This is a genomic window from Micromonospora sp. WMMD712, assembly GCF_029581295.1.
In the GTDB taxonomy this organism is placed as follows: Bacteria; Actinomycetota; Actinomycetes; order Mycobacteriales; family Micromonosporaceae; genus Micromonospora; species Micromonospora carbonacea.
Genome location: NZ_CP120743.1, coordinates 1,304,683 through 1,324,760, shown reverse-complemented (window position 1 = coordinate 1,324,760; position 20,078 = coordinate 1,304,683). Strand labels below are relative to the sequence as shown.

Annotated in this window: 7 protein-coding genes; all 7 read left to right on the top strand. The window is 77.1% G+C overall.

Annotated elements, in window-relative coordinates:
• The first annotated feature begins 456 nt into the window (after positions 1–456).
• The 7 genes from O7633_RS05365 (at position 457) to O7633_RS05335 (ending at position 20,072) form a co-directional block, all read left to right on the top strand.
• Entirely contained in the window at positions 457–4,320 is a 3,864-nt protein-coding gene (locus O7633_RS05365) for an AMP-binding protein (protein WP_282326444.1), read from the top strand.
• Positions 4,317–7,466, top strand: a complete 3,150-nt coding sequence (locus O7633_RS05360) for a thioesterase domain-containing protein (RefSeq protein WP_282326442.1) — start codon at positions 4,317–4,319, stop codon at positions 7,464–7,466. The genes O7633_RS05365 and O7633_RS05360 overlap by 4 nt, the downstream gene beginning before the upstream one ends.
• The gene (locus tag O7633_RS05355) at positions 7,463–9,772 is read left to right on the top strand and encodes a lantibiotic dehydratase (RefSeq protein ID WP_282326440.1); all 2,310 of its coding nucleotides are present in this window, start codon (positions 7,463–7,465) and stop codon (positions 9,770–9,772) included. Before O7633_RS05360 ends, O7633_RS05355 begins: the two co-directional genes overlap by 4 nt.
• A complete protein-coding gene (locus O7633_RS05350) occupies positions 9,769–13,314 on the top strand; it encodes an amino acid adenylation domain-containing protein (protein WP_282326438.1) in 3,546 nt (1,181 codons plus the stop codon). Before O7633_RS05355 ends, O7633_RS05350 begins: the two co-directional genes overlap by 4 nt.
• An 11-nt stretch (positions 13,315–13,325) precedes the next feature.
• Complete coding sequence (locus tag O7633_RS05345; RefSeq protein ID WP_282326437.1) at positions 13,326–18,848, top strand: type I polyketide synthase; 5,523 nt, start codon at positions 13,326–13,328, stop codon at positions 18,846–18,848.
• Between the two features lie 82 nt (positions 18,849–18,930).
• Positions 18,931–19,884, top strand: coding sequence for a TauD/TfdA family dioxygenase (locus O7633_RS05340; protein WP_282326435.1), 954 nt, complete (start codon positions 18,931–18,933; stop codon positions 19,882–19,884).
• Positions 19,884–20,072, top strand: a complete 189-nt coding sequence (locus O7633_RS05335; RefSeq protein ID WP_282326434.1) for an MbtH family protein — start codon at positions 19,884–19,886, stop codon at positions 20,070–20,072. The genes O7633_RS05340 and O7633_RS05335 overlap by 1 nt, the downstream gene beginning before the upstream one ends.
• The last annotated feature ends 6 nt before the right edge of the window (positions 20,073–20,078 follow it).

Genomic DNA, 20,078 nt, shown 5'->3' with positions numbered 1-20,078 from the left:
GTCGGCGTGTCGTGTCGTGGAGGCAGCCAGCGTCCAGGGTCGAGGTCTCGTTGCGCCGTAGGGAGCGGCCGGCAGGGGTGCGTGCGGGGCGGTCGGGATTGCCTTCGCGGCGTACGATGGCCGGTGCCCCGCCCGTGCCGATTGCCCTTCCTGAGCTGCCGTTAAGGTCCGGCCGCAGTGGAAAAACGCCGGTCATCAGGCGCTTTGGCCGCAAGATTACTTGCGGGTATGCCTCTAGGTTGAAACTCATGTGCGCGCTAGGGGGATGATCGGGTGAATCTTGCCGGCCGTCCCGGGTCGCGTACGTCGGCTGTTCGGTCCGACTCTGATCGATGATCTTGCCGGCCAGGCATCGAGTCCTATGCTGCATCCATTGTGAAGTCCTGGGGGGGATCGTGATCACGATGCTTGGATGCCGCGCGCCCGTCGGTGGTGCGACGACCCGCGCCCACTGACATGGAAACATACAACATCGTCCATCGTTTCGCTGACCGTTCGGCCATTTTCGCCGACCGGCCGGCCCTGCTCGGCGACGACCAGCCGGTGAGCTACTCGGCGCTCGCCGCCTCGGCGGGCGGTCACGCCGCGCTGCTCGCCGCCGCCGGGATCCGCCCCGGCGACCGGGTCGCCCTGCTGACCCCGCACGGCGCGCCCACCGTCGCCGCCATCCTCGGCACGCTCGCCGCCGGGGCCGCGTACGTGCCGCTCGACCCGGGCTTCCCCGTCGACCGGCTGCGCCACATGCTCGCCGCCGCGCGGGTGCGCGCCGTGCTGACCGCCCCCGAGCACCGGGACCTCGCCGACCGGCTCGCCGCAGAACACCGGGAACCGACCGACCGACCCGGGACCGGGCGCGAGCCCGGCCCCCACCACCAGGAACAGGCCGACCGGCCCGGCACCGCCGTGTCGGCCAGCGTCGTGTCAGACAGCGTCGTGCCGGCCAGCGTCGTGCTGACCACCGACACGGTGGCTCCCGCCCCGCTGCGCCCCGTGCCGGTCGACCCCGACGCCCTCGCCTACGTGCTGTTCACCTCCGGCTCGACCGGGCTGCCGAAGGCCGTCGGGCAGACCCACCGCAACCTCGCCCACGTCGTCGACAACCAGATCGCCACCCTCGGCATCGGCCCCGACGACCGGCTCAGCCTGCTCGCCTCGTTCAGCTTCGACGCGGCCATCCCCGACCTGTACCCGGCGCTGCTCACCGGTGCCGCCGTCGTCCCCGTCGACCTGCGCCGGCACGGGCTGGCCCACGCCGTCGAGCAGCTCGGGAAGCACCGGGTCACCGTCTACCACTCCACCCCGACCGTCTACCGGTTCCTGCTCGACGCCCTCGGCGACCGGCGGCTGACCAGCGTCCGGGCGGTGCTGCTCGGCGGCGAGCAGGCCACCCACGCCGACGCCGCCCGGGGCCGGGACCGGTTCGCCCCGGGCTGTGTGCTGGTCAACGGGTACGGCGCGACCGAGATGACGTTCGCCGCCCGCTACGCGCTGCCGCTGGCCGAGGCCGACCCGGCCGCCACCGGCCCGCTGCCGATCGGCACCGCACTGCCCGGCTACGAGCTGCACCTGGCCGACACCGACGCCGAAATTGACGCCGCCGCCTACACCGACGCCGCCGCCTACACCGACGCCGCCGCCTACACCAGCGGCGCAGCCCCCGTCGGAGCCACCGTAGCCATCGACGCCGCCCCCGACGGCACCACCGGGGCTGCCCGAGTCGAGGCCACCGGGGAGATCATCGTGCGGGGCCGGCACGTCGCGCCCGGCTACCTCGACCGCGCCGACGACCGGTTCAGCCGCGACGGCGACGGGGTGTGGTCGTACCGGACCGGGGACCTCGGGGCGCGGCTGGCCGGCGGCGACCTCGTCTGCCTCGGCCGGCTCGACCGGCAGGTCAAGGTGCGCGGCTTCCGGGTAGAGCTGACCGAGATCGAGGCCGTGCTCGCCGCCTGCCCGGGTGTCGGCGCGGTCCGCGCGATCGCCCGCGGCGGCGAGCTGCTCGCGTACGCCCGCCCGGCCGGCGGGGTCCTCGACCCGGCGGCCCTGCGCGCCGCCCTCGCCCGGCGGCTGCCGGAGTACGCCCTGCCCCGGGCCGTCGTCGTGGTCGACGAGTTCCCGCTCACCGTCACCGGCAAGATCGACGAGCGGGCGCTGCCCGAACCGGCCGCCGAAGCCACCGTCGCAAAGGAGGCCGCCGACCAGCAGCCGGCCACCGCCACCGAGCGGGCCGTGCACGACGTCTGGTGCGCCGTGCTGGGCCGCGAGACGGTCGCCCGCACCGCCGGCTTCTTCGACGTCGGCGGCCAGTCGCTGCTGCTCGGCGTGGTGCAGCAGCGGCTCGCCGCCCGGTTCGGGGTGCGGCTGCCCCTGCTGCGGCTGTTCGAGAACCCGACGATCGAGGCGCAGGCCCGCCTGGTCGACGCGCCGGCCGCGCCCGACCGCGCGCCCGTCGGGCCGGCGCCGGCCGCGCCCGCCACGGCCGCACGCGAGTACACCGGCGACGAGATCGTCGTCGTCGGGCTCGCCGGCCGCTTCCCCGGCGCGCCCGACCCGGCGACCTTCTGGTGGAACCTCTGCGCCGGCGTCGACGCCATCCACGAGCACACCGACGCCGAGCTGGCCGCGCTGGGCATCGGCCCCCGGCTGCTCGCCGACCCCCGGCACGTGCGGGCCGCCGGCCGGCTCGACGACGTGGCCGACTTCGACGCCGACTTCTTCGCCTTCGGCGCGCAGGAGGCCGCCCGCACCGACCCGCAGCACCGGCTGTTCCTGGAGACGGCGTGGGAGGCCCTGGAGGACGCCGGGCACGACCCGTCCCGGTTCCCCGGCCTGGTCGGCGTCTACGCCGCCACCTCCGCCAACCGCTACTTCCTGTTCCACCTGATGGACAACCCGGCGGTGGTCGGCGACGTCGACCCCGACGACTGGGAGGCCCGCCTGGTCGGCCGGCAGTTCACCGACCACCTGCCCGGCCAGGTCGCCTACCGGCTGGGGCTGACCGGGCCGGCCCTGGCCGTGCAGAGCGCCTGCTCCAGCTCGCTGGTCGCGGTCTGCGTCGCCGCCCAGAGCCTCGCCGACTACCAGTGCGACATCGCCCTGGCCGGCGGGGTCAACGTGACCTGGCCCCGCTACCGGCACACCCCCGGCGGGATGGCCTCCCCGGACGGGCGGTGCCGCGCCTTCGACGAGGCCGCCAACGGCTCCGGCTTCGGCTCCGGCGTCGGCGTCGTCGCGCTGCGCCGGCTCGCCGACGCGCAGGCCGACGGGGACCGGATCTACGCGGTGTTGCCCGGCTGGGCGGTCACCAACGACGGCGCGGACCGCGCCGGCTACGCCGTCCCCGGCCCGTCGGGGCAGGCCGCCGCCGTGGCCGGCGCGCTCGCCGCGGCCGAGGTCGCCCCCGGCGAGGTACGCCTCATCGAGGCGCACGGCAGCGGCACGCCGTTCGGCGACGCCCTGGAGGTCGCCGCCCTGCACGAGGTGTACGGGGGCGCCGCGCCCGCCGAGAGCTGCGCCCTCGGCTCGGTGAAGACCAACATCGGGCACCTCGACGCCGCCGCCGGCATCGCCGGCCTGATCAAGGCGGTGCTCGCCGTCCAGCACGGTGTCATCCCGCCGAACCTGCACTTCACCCGCCCGCACCCCGAGATCGACCTGGCGGGCGGCCCGTTCTACGTGCCGACGAAGGCCCGGGACTGGCCGCAGGTGGCCCGCCGGGTGGCCGGGGTCAGCTCGTTCGGGCTCGGCGGCACCAACGCCCACGTCGTCGTCGAGCAGCCGCCCCCGGTCGAGCCGGTCGAGGCCCGGGACGCCGCCGCCCCGGGAGCCGCCGCCCCGGGAGCCGCCGCCCCGGGAGCCGCCGCCCCGGACGCGGTCGCGCACCTGCTGCCGGTGTCGGCGCGTACCCCCGTGGCGCTGCGGGCGGCGCTGCGCCGGCTGCGGCAGCACCTGGCCGGGGCGTCCCCGGCGCTGGCCGAGGTCGCCGCCACCCTCGCGCTGGGCCGCCGGGAGTTCGGCTGCCGGGCGGCGGTCGTCGCCACCGACCTCGACGCCGCCCTCGCCGGACTGGACGAGCTGCTCGACTCCGTCGGCCTGGCCGAGCTGCCCGCCGCCGGGCCGGACGAGCTGCCCGACGCCGACGCCCGGGTCGCCGGCCCGGACGGCGAGCTGCGGGAGCTGGCCCTCGACTGGGTCGCCGGCCGCGACGTCGACTGGGCGGCCCTGCACCCCGAGGGCGGCGTGCGGCGCACCGGGCTGCCGACCTATCCCTTCCAACGTCAGCGGCACTGGATCGACCCCCCTCAGAAAGGCGTGCGGTGAACTGGTTCGTCTCCGCCGGAAGCCGTCCCCAGGCGCCGGTGCGGTTGTTCTGCCTGCCCTACGCCGGGGCCGGGGCCAGCGCGTTCCGCCACTGGCAGGGGGCCTTCGGCGCGGACGTCGAGGTGCTGCCCGTGCAGCTGCCCGGCCGGGAGAACCGGATCAGCGAGGACCCGCGCTTCACCGTCGCCGACGTCGCCGCCGCGATCGCCGGGCGGGCCGACCGCCCGTACGCGATCTACGGGCACTCGATGGGCGGGCGGGTCGGCTTCGAGGTGGTCCGCGAGCTGGCCCGCACCGGCGGGCCGCTGCCGCTGCGGCTCTACGTCGGCGGGGCGCGCGCCCCGCACGTCAACGACGCGAGCCTGTTCGACGGGCTGTCCAACGTGGACGACGAGGAGCTGCTGCGCCGCCTCGGCGACGGCGGCGGGCTGCCGCCGGAGGTGCTGGACCACCCCGAGCTGGTGGAGCTGCTGCTGCCGCTGCTGCGCGCCGACTTCGGCCGGGTCGACAGCTACCGGTACGTGCCGGGCGAGCCGCTGCCGGTGCCGGTCGTCGCGTTCAGCGGCCGCGCCGACCGGGCCGTCAGCCACGCGCAGAGCGCCGCCTGGGCGCGGCACACCGCCGCCGGGTTCACCCTGCACGAGATCGACGGCGGGCACTTCTTCCTGCACGACCGCCTGCCCGAGCTGGTCGCCGCGATCCGCGCCGACCTCACCGACGCCCTGCGGGGCGCCGCCGCCGTCCGGGTCGCCGGCGCACACGGGACCGTGCCGGCCCCGGACGGCCCGGCGGAGCAGGCGGCCGCCCCGACGGGGGACGGGGCCGACGGGGCCGGGGCGCACCGGGTGCCGCTGGGCGACACCGGCTGGTCGGTGTGGCGCGACGCGATCCTGCGTACCACCGGGTTTCCCGCCGACGGGCTCACCGCGCTCTCCGCGCCGCAGGCCGCCGCCGCGGCCGACGACCTGCTCGCCACCGGCGACGGCGCGGAACGGTTCGACAAGGAGTTCGCCGAGGCGCTCACCACCGCCGCCGGCCGGCTCAACGAGCTGGCCGCCGACCCGCTGCTGCGCGAGGCCGTCACCTGGCAGAACCGCACCGCCCTGCTCGCCCTCGACGGGCTGGCCCGCGCCGACGCCGACGCGCCCCGCAACGTGCGCCGCCGCGACCGCGAGCGGGCCCTGCTGAAGTACTGGCAGCGCTACTGCGGCAAGAACGAGACAGTCGGCTTCTTCGGCCCGAGCTGCTGGGTCACCCTCGACCCCGAGCAGGCCGACACCGCCCGGGTGCGCCCCGGGCCGGCCCTGACCCGGCGGCGCTGGGTGTGGTTCGAGTCGTGGGCGCTGTCCGCGTACGCCGACCGCGTCGGGGCGGACCTGGCCGTGCGGCAGTGGTGGCCGCCGCTGCTCCAGCCGCACCTGAGCCTGCGCGACCGGTCGGTGCTGCGCCCCGGCCGCCCGCCGGTGACCCTCACCCCCGTCGAGGCGGCCCTGCTCGCCGCCGCCGACGGCCACCGCAGCGCCCGCGACCTGGTCGCCGACCCGGCGATCGGGCTGCGCCGCCCCGACGACGGGTACGCCCTGCTCGACCGCCTCGTCGAGCGGGAGCTGATCACCTGGGACGCCAACCTGCCCGTCGCCCCCGAGGCCGAGGCGGCCCTCGCGGCCCGCATCGACGCCATCGGCGACGAGCCGGCCCGGCTCGCCGCCCGCGCCGGCCTCGACCGGCTGCGCGCCGCCCGCGACGAGGTGGCCGACGCCGCCGGCGACCCCGACCGGCTGCGCGCCGCCCTCGACCGGCTCGACGCCACGTTCACCGAGCTGACCGGCCAGCCGGCCCGCCGCCGCGCCGGCCAGATGTACGCCGGGCGCACCCTCTGCTACGAGGACACCGCCCGCGACCTCGACGTGAGCTTCGGCGCGCCGCTGCTGGCCGACCTCGCCGCCCCGCTCGCCGTGCTGCTGCGGGCCGCCCGCTGGCTGGCCGGCGAGCTGGAGCAGGCGTACGGGGCGACGTTCCGCGACCTCTACGAGGAGCTGCGCGCCGACGCCGGCGACGCCCCCGTCTCCCTGGCCGACCTGTGGTTCCTCGTGCAGGGCCTGTTCTGGGGCACCGGCGAGCGGCCCGTCGACGCCGTCGCCGCCGAGTTCGCCGCCCGCTGGGCGGGCCTGTTCGGCCTCGCCGACCTGCCCGACGGCGCGACCGAGGTGCGGCTGGCCGTCGCCGACCTGGCCGACCGGGTCGCGCAGGTGTTCCCCGACCGCCCCAGCGAGTGGACCAGCGGCCGGCTGCACAGCCCCGACCTCCAGCTCTGCGCCGCCGACGCCGACGCCCTCGCGCGGGGCGACTACACCGCCGTGCTGGGCGAGCTGCACGCCGCGTGGCCGTCGTTCGACTGCCAGGTGTTCACCCCGTCGCACCCGGACGTGGCGCGGCTGCGCGCGGCGCTCGCCGCCGACCTCGGCGAGCACCGGATCCGGCTGCTGTTCCCCGCCGACTGGCCCCGGCGCACCAGCCGCACCGCCGAGGCGCTGACCGGCCCCACCGACCGGCAGCTCGCGTTCCTGCCCGCCCCGGGCGTCGACCCCGACCGGGTGCTGCCCACCGTCGACCTCACCGTCGCCGACGAGGACGGCCGGCTCGTCGTCACCGCCCGCGACGGGGCGAGCTGGCCGCTGACCGAGGTGTTCGCCGGGCTGCTCAGCGCCCACGCCGTCGACGGGTTCAAGCTGGTCGCCGCCGCCCCGTACACGCCCCGGATCACCCTGGACCGGCTGGTGGTGGCCCGGCAGACGTGGCGTACCACGGTGGCCGAGAGCGGCCTGGCCGACGTGACCGCCGAACGGGACCGGTTCCTCGCCGTGCGCCGCTGGCGGCGCGACCTCGGCCTGCCCGAGCTGGTCTACGTCAAGCTCGGCACCGAGACCAAGCCCTGCTTCGTCGACCTGGGCAGCCCCGCGTACGCCGCCATGTTCGCCGCGATGGTCCGGGCCGCCCGCACCGACGGCGGCGACGCCGTGTCGCTGACCGTCAGCGAGATGCTGCCGACCCCCGACGACGCGTGGGTGCCCGACGCCGCCGGCCGCCGCTACTTCAGCGAGCTGCGGCTGCACATCGTCGACGACCGGCGGCGGGCCGCGCCGTGAGCCACCTGCTGCCACTGGGGGACACCGGCTGGTCGGTGTGGCGGGACGTGCTGCTGCGCACCGCCGGGTTCCCCGCCGCCGGCCTCGACCTGCTCGCCGCGCCCGAGGCCGCCGCGGCGGCCGACGCGCTGCTGGCCGGCGAGCCCGCCACCGAGGCGTACGACAAGGAGCTGGCCGCCGCCCTGGCCGGCTCCTCCGACGTGCTCGCCGGGATCTGCGCCGACCCGGCCGTGCGGGAGGCGGTCACCTGGCAGAACCCGGAGATGCTCGTCGCCCTCGACGGGCTGCTGCGCACCGACCCGGCCGTGCGCAACAAGCCCCGCCGCAAGCGGGAGATCGCGGTGCTGCGCTACTGGCAGCGCTACTGCGGCAAGGCCGAGACGATCGGCTTCTTCGGGCCGGTCTGCTGGGGCGTGATCGACCCGGACACCCCGCACACCCGGCTGACCCCCGGTCCGGGGCTGGTCGCCCGCCGCCAGGCGCACCTGGAGGCGTGGGCGCTGTCCGCGTACGCCGACCGGCTCGCCGCCGACCCGGCGGTGCGCCGCTGGTGGGCCCCGGTGCTGCCGCCCCACCTGCGGCTCGACGGCCGCCGGCTGTGCCCGCCGCTGGCCCCGGCGGTGGAGCTGACCGCCGTGGAGGCCCGGCTGCTCGCCGGCTGCGACGGCCGCACCCCGGCCCGGGAGCTCGTGGCGCGGCTGTGCGCCGACGGCGACGCCGGCCTGCGCCGCGCCGACGACGGCTACCTGCTGCTCGACCGGCTCGTCGAGCGGGGCCTGCTGACCTGGGACGCCGGACTGCCCAACAACCCCGATGCCCAGCGGGTGCTCGCCGCCCGGATCGCCGCCGTCGGCGATCCGGAGCTGCGCGCCGGCCTGGCCGCCGGCCTCGACCGGCTCGTCGCCGCCCGCGACGCCGTGGCGTCGGCGGCCGGCGACCCGGACCGGCTCGCCGCCGCCCTGGCCGCCCTGAACGCCGAGTTCACCGCCGCCACCGGGGAGTCGGCGACCCGGCACGGCGGGCAGATGTACACGGGCCGCACCGTCGTCTACGAGGAGACGACGCGGGACCTGGAGCTCGCCGTTGGGTCGGCCGTCCTCGACGCCCTCGCCGCGCCCCTGGCGATCGTGCTGCGGGCCGCCCGCTGGCTGACCGCCGAGATCGGCGCGGCGTGCGAGCGGGTCCTCGGCGAGCTGCACGCCGAGCTGGCCGCCGACGGGCCGGTGCGGCTGGCCGACATGTGGTCCCTCGCGCAGGGGCTCATCCTCGCCCCGGACGGCCCCGTCGCCGTCGCCAGCGCCGGGTTCACCGCCCGCTGGGCCGAGCTGTTCGGGCTCGCCGACGTCGCCGCCGACCAGCCGGAGCTGCGGCTGCGCAGCGCCGACCTGGCGGGGCGGGCCGAGGCGCTGTTCCCCGCCGCCGCGCCGGGCTGGCCCACCGCCCGCGTGCACAGCCCCGACGTGCAGGTCGCCGCGGCCGGCGTCGACGCGCTCAACCGGGGCGAGTTCCAGCTCGTCCTCGGCGAGCTGCACCCGGCGACCACCCCGTTCGACAGCGCCGTGTTCGCCCCGTTCCACCCCGACCCGGCCGCGCTGCGCGCCGCCGTGGACGCCGACCTGGGGCCGGCCCGGCTGCGGCTGCTGCCGCCGGCCGGGTTCCCCCGGCAGACCACCCGCACCACCTGGCACCTGCGGGGCCCCGCCGACCGGCAGGTCGGCATCGACACGGCCCGGGGTGCGGACGTCACCGACCTGGTCGCGGCGAGCGCCGTCCGGGTCGAGTCCGTCGCCGGCCGGCTCGTCGCGGTGCTGCCCGACGGGGCCCGCTGGCCGCTGGTCGAGGTGTTCGCCAACCTCCTCGGCGCGCTGCTGCTGGACAGCTTCAAGCTGCTCGCCCCCGCCCCGACGACGCCGCGGATCACCATCGACCGGCTGGTGGTGGCCCGGCGCACCTGGCGCACCACCGTCGCCGACAGCGGCCTGGCCGGGGCGGCCGGCGAGTCCGCGCGCTACCTCGCGGTGCGCCGCTGGCGGGCCCGCCTCGGCCTGCCCGAGCGGGTCTTCGTGAAGGTCGGCACCGAGGTGAAGCCCTGCTACGTCGACCTCACCGGCCCGCTGTACGCCCAGTCGCTGTGCGCCATGGCCGACGCCGCCGCCCGCACCGACCCGGCCGTGACCCTCACCGTCAGCGAGCTGCTGCCGGCCCCCGCCGACGCCTGGGTGGCCGACGCCGCCGGGCGTGGCTACGTCAGCGAGCTGCGCCTGCAGATCACCGATCCAGCCACCTACCGGGGGGAACACGGGTGACCGACATCCTGTCCATCAGCGCCGCCCACGGCGAGCCGCTGCCGTGGCCCGACGCGACGGTCGCCGAGCTGGTCGCCGCGCGGGCCGCGCGGACCCCGGGCGCGGTGGCGGTGCGCCAGTGGGACGAGCAGCTCACCTACCGGGAGCTGGTCGGCCGGGCCGCCGGGGTGGCCGCCGCGCTGCGCGAGCGCGGCGTCGGCCGGCACAGCCGGGTCGGGGTGTGCGGGCACCGCCGGCCCGACCTGGTGGTCACCGTGCTCGGCGTGCTGCTCGCCGGCGCGTGCTACGTGCCGCTGGAGCCGGGTGGCCCGCGCCGCCGGCTGCGGGAGATCGCCGCCGACGCCGGGGTGCGCGTCGTCGTCGGCGACGCCGCCGGGGACGAGTTCGGCGACGTGCCCGGCGTCGAGACGGTCGGGCTGCCCGGCCCCGCGCCGCTGGCCCCCTGCCCGGCCCGGCCCGGCGACCCCGCGTACGTGCTGTTCACCTCCGGCTCCACCGGCCGACCCAAGGGTGTCCTCACCACGCACCGCAACATCGTCGAGTTCGTCACCGGCTGCGCGGCCCTGACCGGCGCGGACGCGTCGGTGCGCAGCCTCGGCATCGCCTCCCTCGGCTTCGACGCCGCCACCATGGACCTGTTCGTGCCGCTGCTGCTCGGCGGCGCGGTGCAGCTCGTCGGCGTCGACGACCGGTCCGACCCGGCGCGGCTGGCCCGGTTCGTGGCCGCCCACGGGGTCGACTGGGGCTTCATCACCCCGACCGTGCTGTCCATGCTGGACCCGGCGGAGCTGCCCGGCTGGCGCACCGTGCTCTGCGGCGGCGAGCCCGTGCCCGCCGAGCTGGCCGCCCGCTGGGCCCCCGGCCGGCGCTTCGTCAACGGCTACGGCCCCACCGAGACCACCGTGCTGGCCGTCACCGCCGAGCTGACCGCCGCCGAGACCGACCCGGTGCCGATCGGCCGGCCGCTGCCCAACCACCGGGCGTACGTCGTCGACGCCGACCTGCGTCCCGTGCCGCCCGGCGAGACCGGCGAGCTGCTGATCGGCGGCCCCGGCCTGGCCGACGGGTATCTCAACCGGCCCGGCCTGACCGCCGACCGGTTCGTGCCCGACCCGTTCTCCGGCCTGCCCGGCGAGCGGCTGTACCGCACCGGCGACCTGGTCACCCAGGGCCCCGACGGGCGGCTCGTCTACCTCGGCCGCGCCGACCGGCAGGTGAAGATCAGGGGGCAGCGCATCGAGCTGGGCGAGGTCGAGGCCGTCCTCGCCGGGCTGCCCGGCGTCGACCGGGTGGTGGCGGAGGCCGTCGACGCCCCCGCCGGGGCCGAGCTGGTCGCGTTCCTCACCCCCGCCGACGCCCCCGACGACGCGGAGCTGCGCGCGTACGCCGAGCCGAGGCTGACCCCCGCGATGCGTCCCGCCCGGGTGCTGCGCCTGGCGGAGCTGCCGGTCAGCCCGACCACCGGCAAGCTGGACCGGCCGGCGCTGCGGGCGCTGGCCGCCGCCGCCCGCCCCGCGCCCTCGGCCGCCGACGCCGACGGGCCGGCCGACGCCGACCCGGTCACCCGGGCGGTGGCCCGGGTGTGGGCGCGGCTGCTCGGCGCGGCCCCCGGCCCCGACACCGACTTCCTCGCCGCCGGCGGCAACTCCATCGCCGCGATGCGGCTGGTCGCGGCGCTACGCGCCGAGCTGGGCCGCGCCGTGGACACCCGGGACGTGTTCGCCGGCCGCACCCTCGCCGGCCTGGTGCAGCGGATCACCGCCGCCGCCCCCGCCGCCGGGGACGGGCTGACCACCGGCAACCCGCCGACGCTGTCGCCGCCGCAGCGGCGGCTGTGGTTCGTCGACCAGCTCGCCCCGTCGAGCGCGCCGTACAACATCGCGGTGGCCCACCGGCTGCGCGGCGAGCTGGACGTGCCGGCCCTCGGTGCGGCCCTGCGGGCGGTGGCCGAACGGCACGACGTGCTGCGCTGGCGCATCCCGCAGACCGCCGGGGTGCCCTACGCGGTCTGCGCGGAACCCACCGACGTGGCGGTGCCCGTGGTGGACCTGACCGGCGGCGACGACCCCGCCGCGGAGCTGGCCCGGATGCTCGCCGACGGGGCGGCCCACGCGTTCGACCTGGCCACCGGCCCGCCCTGGCAGGTGACCGTCTACCGGCTCGGCCCGGCCGAGCACGTGCTCGCCGTCACCTGGCACCACGCCGTGTTCGACGGCTGGTCCGAGGCGGTGTTCTACGCCGACCTCGCCGCCGCGTACGCGCGGGCCGTGGCCGGCGACGACCCGACGCTGCCCGCCCCGGCGGCCCGCTACGCCGACTACGCCGTGTGGCGGGCCGAGCGGGACCGCCGCCGGGGCGCCGCCGACCTCGCCTGGTGGACCGCGCACCTGGCCGGCGCGCCGACGGTGCTGGAGCTGCCCCGCGACCGGCCCCGCCCCGCCGTGCAGACGTACGCCGGGGTGGAGGCCGCCGTCGCGTTCTCCGCCGAGGCCGACCGGGCGGTGCGGGCGCTGGCCGAGCGGCGCTCGACGACCGTGGCGGCGGTGCTGCTGGCCGCGTTCGGCGAGCTGCTGAGCCGGCTCACCGGCGGCGACGACCACGTCGTCGGCGCGATCGTCGCCGACCGGCGGCTGGCCGCGTTCGACGACGTCGTCGGGTTCTTCATCGACACCGTCCCGGTGCGGGTCCGCACGGCCGGGGCGAGCTTCGCCGAGCTGGTCGACCGGTGCGCCGCCGAGCTGCACGACGCCACCGCCCACCCGGGCGCGCCGTTGGAGCGGATCGTGGAGGCCCTCGGCGTGGGCCGGGACACCTCCCGCGCCCCGCTGGTGCAGGTGCTGTTCAACGTGCTCAACTTCGCCGAGCCCCGGCTGGCGCTGCCCGGGCTGGTCGGCGGGCCGGTGCCGGTGCCGAAGCCGGGCTCCCCGTTCGACCTCACCGTCTACGTGGTGGAGCGGGCGGTCACCGGCGCGGACGGGCCGGGGCGGCTCGGCGTCGAGGTGGTGTTCAACCCCGACCTGTTCGACGCCGACCGCGTCGAGGCGCTGCTGGCCGACCTGGCCGCCCTCGTCGGCGCGCTGGCCGCCGCGCCGCGGTCCCCGGCCGGGGAGGTGGCCGCCGAGCTGCCCCGCCCGACGGTGCGCACCGCCGGGCTCGGCGCGATGACCGTCGCCGCGTCCGCCGAGCCGGCCCGCGCGGTGGCGCTGCCGGCGGGGCCGGACGCGCTCACCGACACCGAGGAGCTGGTCGCCGCCGCCTGGCGGGAGGTCCTCGGCCGCGACCGCGTCGGCGTGACCGACAACTTCTTCGACATCGGCGGGCACTCGCTCGCCCTGGCCGCCGTGCACGCCCGGCTGACCGCCGCCACCGGCCGGTCGATCGCGATGCTCGACCTGTTCCGCCACCCCACCGTCCGGGCCCTCGCCGCGCACCTCGACGGCGCGGCCGACCGGCCGGAGCTGGCCCGCGCCGCGCTGCGGGCCGCCGCCCGTCGCAGCCGCGCCCGACGTATCCCTCCCCGCCGCCCCGGCGGCACCGCATGAAGGACGACCTGATGGACAACGCGATCGACACCGATCACCCCGCCGACGACGGCATCGAGCCGATCGCGATCGTCGGGCTGGCCGCCCGGCTGCCCGGCGCGGCCGACGTGCACGAGTTCTGGCGCAACCTCGTCGACGGCGTGGAGTCGGTCACCGAGCTGACCCGCGAGGAGCAGATCGCCCGGGGGGTGCCGCCCGAGGAGGTCGACGACCCGGGCTGGGTCAGCCGCGCCCCGCTCGTCGACGGCTACGACGAGTTCGACGCCGGCCTGTTCGGGATGACCGCCCGGGAGGCCGAGGTCACCGACCCGCAGCACCGGCTGTTCCTGGAGACCTGCTACACCGCGCTCCAGGACGCCGGCTACGACCCGGCCCGCTACGACGGGGCCGTCGGCGTGTACGCGGGCACCGGCGCGGCGTCGTACCTCAACCGCAACGTGCTGCGCAACAAGAAGGTCGGCGGCAACCCGCACAGCGCCGTCTCCATCGCCACCAGCAACTCGCCGAACTACGTGGCGACGAACGTGTCGTACCGGCTGGACCTGCGGGGGCCGAGCCTGACCGTGCACACCGCCTGCTCCACGTCGCTTGTCGCGTTCCACCTGGCGTGCGAGGCGCTGCGCAACGGCGAGTGCGACATGGCCCTGGCCGGCGGCGTCAACATCGAGCTGCCGCAGGCCGGCTACCTCGGCATGGACGGCTTCACCTCCCCCGACGGGCGGTGCCGGCCGTTCGACGCCGCCGCGAACGGCACCGTGTGGGGCAGCGGCGTGGGGGTGACGCTGCTCAAGCGGCTCTCCGACGCGATCGCCGACGGCGACCACATCCGGGCCGTGGTGCTCGGCAACGCCATCAACAACGACGGGGCCGGCAAGGTCGGCTTCACCGCGCCCAGCGTGGACGGGCAGATGGAGGCCGTCGCCCAGGCCGTCGGGATGGCCGGGATCGACCCGCGCACCATCAGCTACGTCGAGGCGCACGGCACCGGCACCGCGATGGGCGACCCGATCGAGGTGGCCGCCCTGTCGGCCGTCTACACGAAGGACACCGACGACCGGGGCTGGTGCGGCATCGGCTCGGTCAAGTCCAACATCGGCCACCTCAGCCAGCCCTCCGGCATCGTCAGCGTGATCAAGACGGTGCTGGCGATGGAGCACGGGCTGATCCCGCCGACGATCAACTACGAGACCCCCAACCCGGCGATCGAGTTCGCCGACACCCCGTTCTACGTGGCGAACACCCTCACGAAGTGGGACACCGACGGCGCGCCGCGCCGCGCCGGGGTCAGCTCCTTCGGCATCGGCGGCACCAACGCCCACGTGGTGCTGGAGGAGGCGCCGCCGGCGCAGCCGGGCGACCGGCGGGTGCGCCCGGCGCAGCTGCTGCACGTCTCGGCGAAGACCGCCACCGCCCTCGACGCCGCCGTGGACCGGCTCGCCGAGCACCTCGCCGGCAACCCCGACGGCGGGGCCGCGCACCTCGCCGACGTCGCGCACACCCTGCGGGTGGGCCGCCAGCAGTACGCCCACCGCCTCGCCGTGGCCGCCGCCGACCTGCCCGACGCGGTCGCCGCGCTGCGCAACCCCCGGCGCGCGACGCGCGGGGTGACCGACGGGCCCGCCCCGAAGGTGGGTTTCCTCTTCTCCGGCCAGGGTTCCCAGTTCGCCGGCATGGGCGCGCAGCTCTACGCCGAGGAGCCCGCCTACGCGGCCGTGGTCGACGAGTGCGCCGAGCTGCTCCGCGCCGAGCTGGGCCTCGACATCCGGGAGCTGATCTTCGGCCGGCACCCGGAGGCGGCCGAGCTGCTGGCGCAGACCCGCTACACCCAGCCCGCCCTGTTCGTCGTGGAATACGCCCTGGCCGTCACCTGGCAGCGCCTCGGCGTGCGGCCGGCGGCGATGGTCGGGCACTCCATCGGCGAGTACGTCGCCGCGACCGTCGCCGGGGTGCTCGACCTGCCCGACGCGCTGACGGTGGTGGCCGCCCGGGGCCGGCTCATGCAGTCCCTGCCGGCCGGGTCGATGCTGGCCGTGCCGCTGGACGAGTCGGTGGTCGCCGGGCTGCTGCCCGAGGGCGTGTCGATCGCCACGGTCAACGGGCCGGGCACCTGCGTGGTGGCCGGCGGGGCCGACGCGGTGACCGCGTTCGCCGAGACGCTGAAGGCCACCCGCAAGGTCAAGAGCAAGGCGCTGCGCACCTCCCACGCGTTCCACTCGCCGATGATGGAGCCGATCCTCGCCGAGTTCACCGCGCTGATGGCCACCGTGGCGCTGCGCGCGCCGCGCATCCCGTTCGTGTCGAACGTCTCCGGCACCTGGATCACCGACGCGCAGGCCACCGACCCGGCGTACTGGGCGGCGCACCTGCGCCAGCCGGTCCGCTTCGGCGACGCGGTGGCCGCCCTGCTCGCCGAGGGCACCTGGGCGCTGGTGGAGTGCGGCCCCGGCCGGCAGCTGGCCAACCTGGCCCGGATGCAGGTCGCCAAGGGCTCGGCGCAGCAGCGGGCCCTGGTGCCGCTGGGCAGCCTCCCGGGCCCGGGGGAGCCGACCGGCGACCTGGCGACGCTGCTGGCCACCGCCGGGGCGCTGTGGTGCGCCGGCCTGCCGGTGCGCGCCGGCTCCGACCCGGCGGCCCGGCGGGTGCCGCTGCCGACGTACCCGTTCGAGCGCCGCCGCTACTGGGTCGACCCGGACCCGGTGGAGGCGGTCGCCGCCGCGCCGGCCGAGACGGGCCCCCGGCCGCTGCCGGAGTGGTTCGCCGTGCCGGTGTGGCGGCAGGCCGCGCCCGCGCCGGCCACCGCGCCGCCCGGCCGGTGCCTGGTGCTGGTCGACGGCCCGCGCGGCGCGGCGCTCGTCGCCGGCCTGCGCGCCGCCGGCGCCGACCCCGTCGTGGTACGCCCCGGCGACGCGTTCGCCGCCGTCCCCGACGCGGCCGGTGCGGGGGAGCGCGGCTTCACGCTGCGCCCCGCCGCGCGGGAGGACCTCGACGCGCTGGTCGCCGCCCTCGGCGACGGCCTGCCGGCGCGGCTGGTGCACGCGTTCGCCCTCGACGGCGAGCCTGCCGGCACCGACATCGCCGCCACCCTCGCCGCCCAGGACCGGGGCTTCTTCAGCGCCCTGCACCTGGTGCAGGCCCTCGCCGGGGCCGGCCGCACCGGCGAGGAGCGCCCGCTGGCCCTGGACCTGGTGACCGCCGGCATCGGCGACGTGACCGGCGCGGACCTGACCCGTCCCGAGCACGCCACCCTCGCCGGCCTGGCCCGGGTGCTGCCGGTCGAGCTGCCCGGCCTGACGGTGCGGCTGCTCGACGCCGACCCGGCCGCGACCGGCGCGGACGCCCTGGTCGCCGAGCTGCGCCGCCCGGTCGACCCGGCGCACCCGGAGGTGGCGCTGCGCGGGTCCCGCCGCTGGGTCACCGGCTACGAGCAGGTGACGGTCGACGCCGAGGCCGAGCCGGGCGCGCTGCGCGACGGCGGCCGCTACGTCATCACCGGCGGCCTCGGCGGCATCGGCATCACCCTCGCCGAGGACTTCGCCGCCCGCGCGAAGGCGAAGCTGGTGCTGCTGGCCCGCTCGGGCCTGCCGCCGCGCGAGCGGTGGGACGACCACCTCGCCGTGCACGGCGCGGACGACCGGGCGGGCCGGGCCATCGCCGCGATCCGCCGGATGGAGGCCGCCGGCGCGTCGGTGCTGGTCCTCGCCGCCGACGTCACCGACCCGGCCGACCTGCGCCGGGTCCGGGCCGCCGCCGAGGCCGAGTTCGGCGGGATCGACGGGATCGTGCACGCCGCCGGCCTGCCCGGCGGCGGCATGGCCGAGGTGAAGGACCGCGCCGAGGCCGACCGGGTGCTCGCCCCGAAGCTCGCCGGCACGCTCGCCCTGGCCCAGGTCTTCGGCGACCTGCCGCTGGACTTCGTGGTGCTCTGCTCCTCGATCACCGCCGTGATCGGCGGCTTCGGCCAGGTCGACTACTGCGCGGCCAACAACTTCCTCGACGCGCACGCCCGCGCCGGTGCCGGCTGGGCCGCGCCGGTGGTGGCGCAGAACTGGGGCGGCTGGGCCGAGGTCGGCATGGCGGCGGAGAGCACCGCGCCGGCCGGGTTCCGGGCGGTGACCCGGGACGCCGTCACCGCCACGGTCGACCACCCGGTGCTCACCACGCGGGTGACCGGCCCGGAGGGCACGGTGCTGCACGGGCTGGTCTCCGCCGCGACCCACTGGCTGCTCGACGAGCACCGCATCGGCGGGGTGCCGGTGGTGCCGGGCACCGCCCACCTGGAGTCGGTGCGCGCCGCCGTGGCCGCCGCCGTCGCGGCACCCGGCCCCGACGCGGCGGTGGAGCTGCGCGACGTGGTGTTCCTGGAGCCGTTCTCGGTGCCCGACGGCACGACCGCCCAGTACCGGGTGGCGCTCACCGCCGCCGAGGACGGGGCCACGGAGTTCGTGGTGCAGAGCCTCGCCGCCGGGGTGCTGCGCACCCACGTGCGCGGCGCGGCCGGCTGGACCACCGAGCCCGCCCCGGCGGCGGTCGACGTGGCGCCGGTGGCCGCCCGGTCCCGCCGGGTCGACGACGACGCGTCGTTCGGCCGGGGCCGCACCAGCATGCTCGCCTTCGGGCCGCGCTGGCGGTCGCTGGCCGCGCACCACCTCGCCGACGGCGAGGAGCTGGCGCTGGTGGAGGCGCCCGCCGAGGCCGCCGCCGACCTCGGCGCGTGGGGCCTGCACCCGGCCCTGCTCGACGTGGCCACCGCGTTCGGCCGGGGCCAGGGCTCCGGCACCTACCTGCCGCTGTCGTACGGGCGGATCGTGGTGCGCGCGCCGCTGCCCGGGCGGTTCCACAGCCACCTGCGCCACCGCGACGGCGGCACCGACGAGGTCGTCTCCGCCGACCTGACCCTCACCGGCCCGGACGGGCGGGAGCTGGTCTCGATCAGCGACTTCGTGCTGCGCCGGGTGGACGCGTCGGCGGTCACCGGCGGGCTCGCCGCCGACGGCCCGACCGCCACCGCCGACGGCCCGGCGGCGGGTGCGCCCAGCGAGGACATCCGCCCGGTCGACGGCGCGGAGGCGTTCCGCCGCAGCCTCACCGCCGGCCTCGGCGCCCAGGTGGTGATCACCACCCGGTCGGTGGCCGACATCCGGGCCCGCGCCGCCCGGGTCACCACCGGGAGCCTGGAGTCGGAGGCCGACCCGGCGGTGTCGGCCGCCACCGTGGAGGCCGGCGCGTCGGCCGCGCCGCGCACCGAGCTGGAGGCCGCCATCGCCCAGGTGTGGCGCGACGGCCTCGGCGTGCCGGTCGTCGGCGTGGACGACGACTTCTTCGCCCTCGGCGGCAACTCCCTCGTCGCGGTGCAGCTCATCGCGTCGATGCGCAAGGCGACCGGGGTGCGGCTGCCGATGCGCAGCCTCTTCGAGACGCCCACCGTCGCCGGGCTCGCCGCCCGCATCGAGGAGCTGCGCGCCGAGGCGTCCGCCGCCGACGAGCCCCCGGCCCCGGCTCCGGCCCCGAGCATCCCGCGGTTGCCCCGCGCGTGAGCACCAGGGAAGCGGTCCCGCGTGTGAGCACCAAGGAAGCACCAGGAGTCGTGGCTTGACGCAAGCAAGGGAGTACAGAGCAATGAGCGACACGATCGCCACGCTGCCGGTGGTCGTCGAAAGCGACGGCCGGGCACTGACCGACCTGATCGGCGCGCGCCGCACCGAGCTGCGGGCCGCCCTCGTCGACCACGGCGGGCTGCTGTTCCGCGGGTTCGACGTGGGCGGCGTCGACGGCTTCGACGCGGTGGTGCGGGCGCTGGCCGGTGAGCCGCTGGTCTACACCGAGCGGTCCTCGCCCCGGCACGCCATCAAGGGCCGGGTCTACACCTCGACCGACTACCCGCCGGACGAGGAGATCTTCCTGCACAACGAGAACTCGTACCAGGCGCGCTGGCCGCTGACCCTGTTCTTCTGGTGCGTCACCCCGCCGGACACGCTCGGCGCGACGCCCCTGGCGGACGTGCGCCGGGTCTACGAGCTGATCGACCCGGCCGTGCGGGAGGAGTTCGTGCGCCGCCGCTGGATGCTGGTGCGCAACTTCCACGCCGACTTCGGCACCCGCTGGCAGGACGTGTTCAACACCGACGACCGCGCCGAGGTCGAGGCGTACGCGGCGGCGAACCGGATCAGCCTGGAGTGGGTGGGCGCGGACGGGCTGCGCACCCGCGCCGTGCGCGAACCGGTGCACTACCGGCCCGGCTCGGACACCCCGCGCTGGTTCAACCACGCCACGTTCTTCCACCTGAGCACCCTGCCGCAGGAATACCAGGAAGGGCTGCTGGCGATGTTCGGCCCCGACGGGCTGCCGTCGAACACCTACTACGGCGACGGCGGCGAGATCCCCGCCGACGTGCTGGACCACCTGCGGGCCGCGTACCGGGCCGCCAGCGTCCGCTTCGACTACCAGCGCGACGACGTGCTGGTGGTCGACAACATGACGGCCGCGCACGCCCGGGAGCCGTTCACCGGGCCCCGCAAGATCGCCGTCGCGATGGCCGAGCCGCACACCCCCGAGAGCACTGGAGACAACTGATGGCCGAAACCCGATTCCTGGTCGTGCGCAACGACGAGGAGCAGTACTCGATCTGGTCGGCCGACCGGGAGCTCCCCGCGGGCTGGCACGACACCGGCTTCGCCGGCACGCGCGAGGAGTGCCTCGCCCACATCGACACCGTCTGGACCGACATGCGCCCCCGCTCCGTACGCGAGGCAATCCAGTGAGCGCGA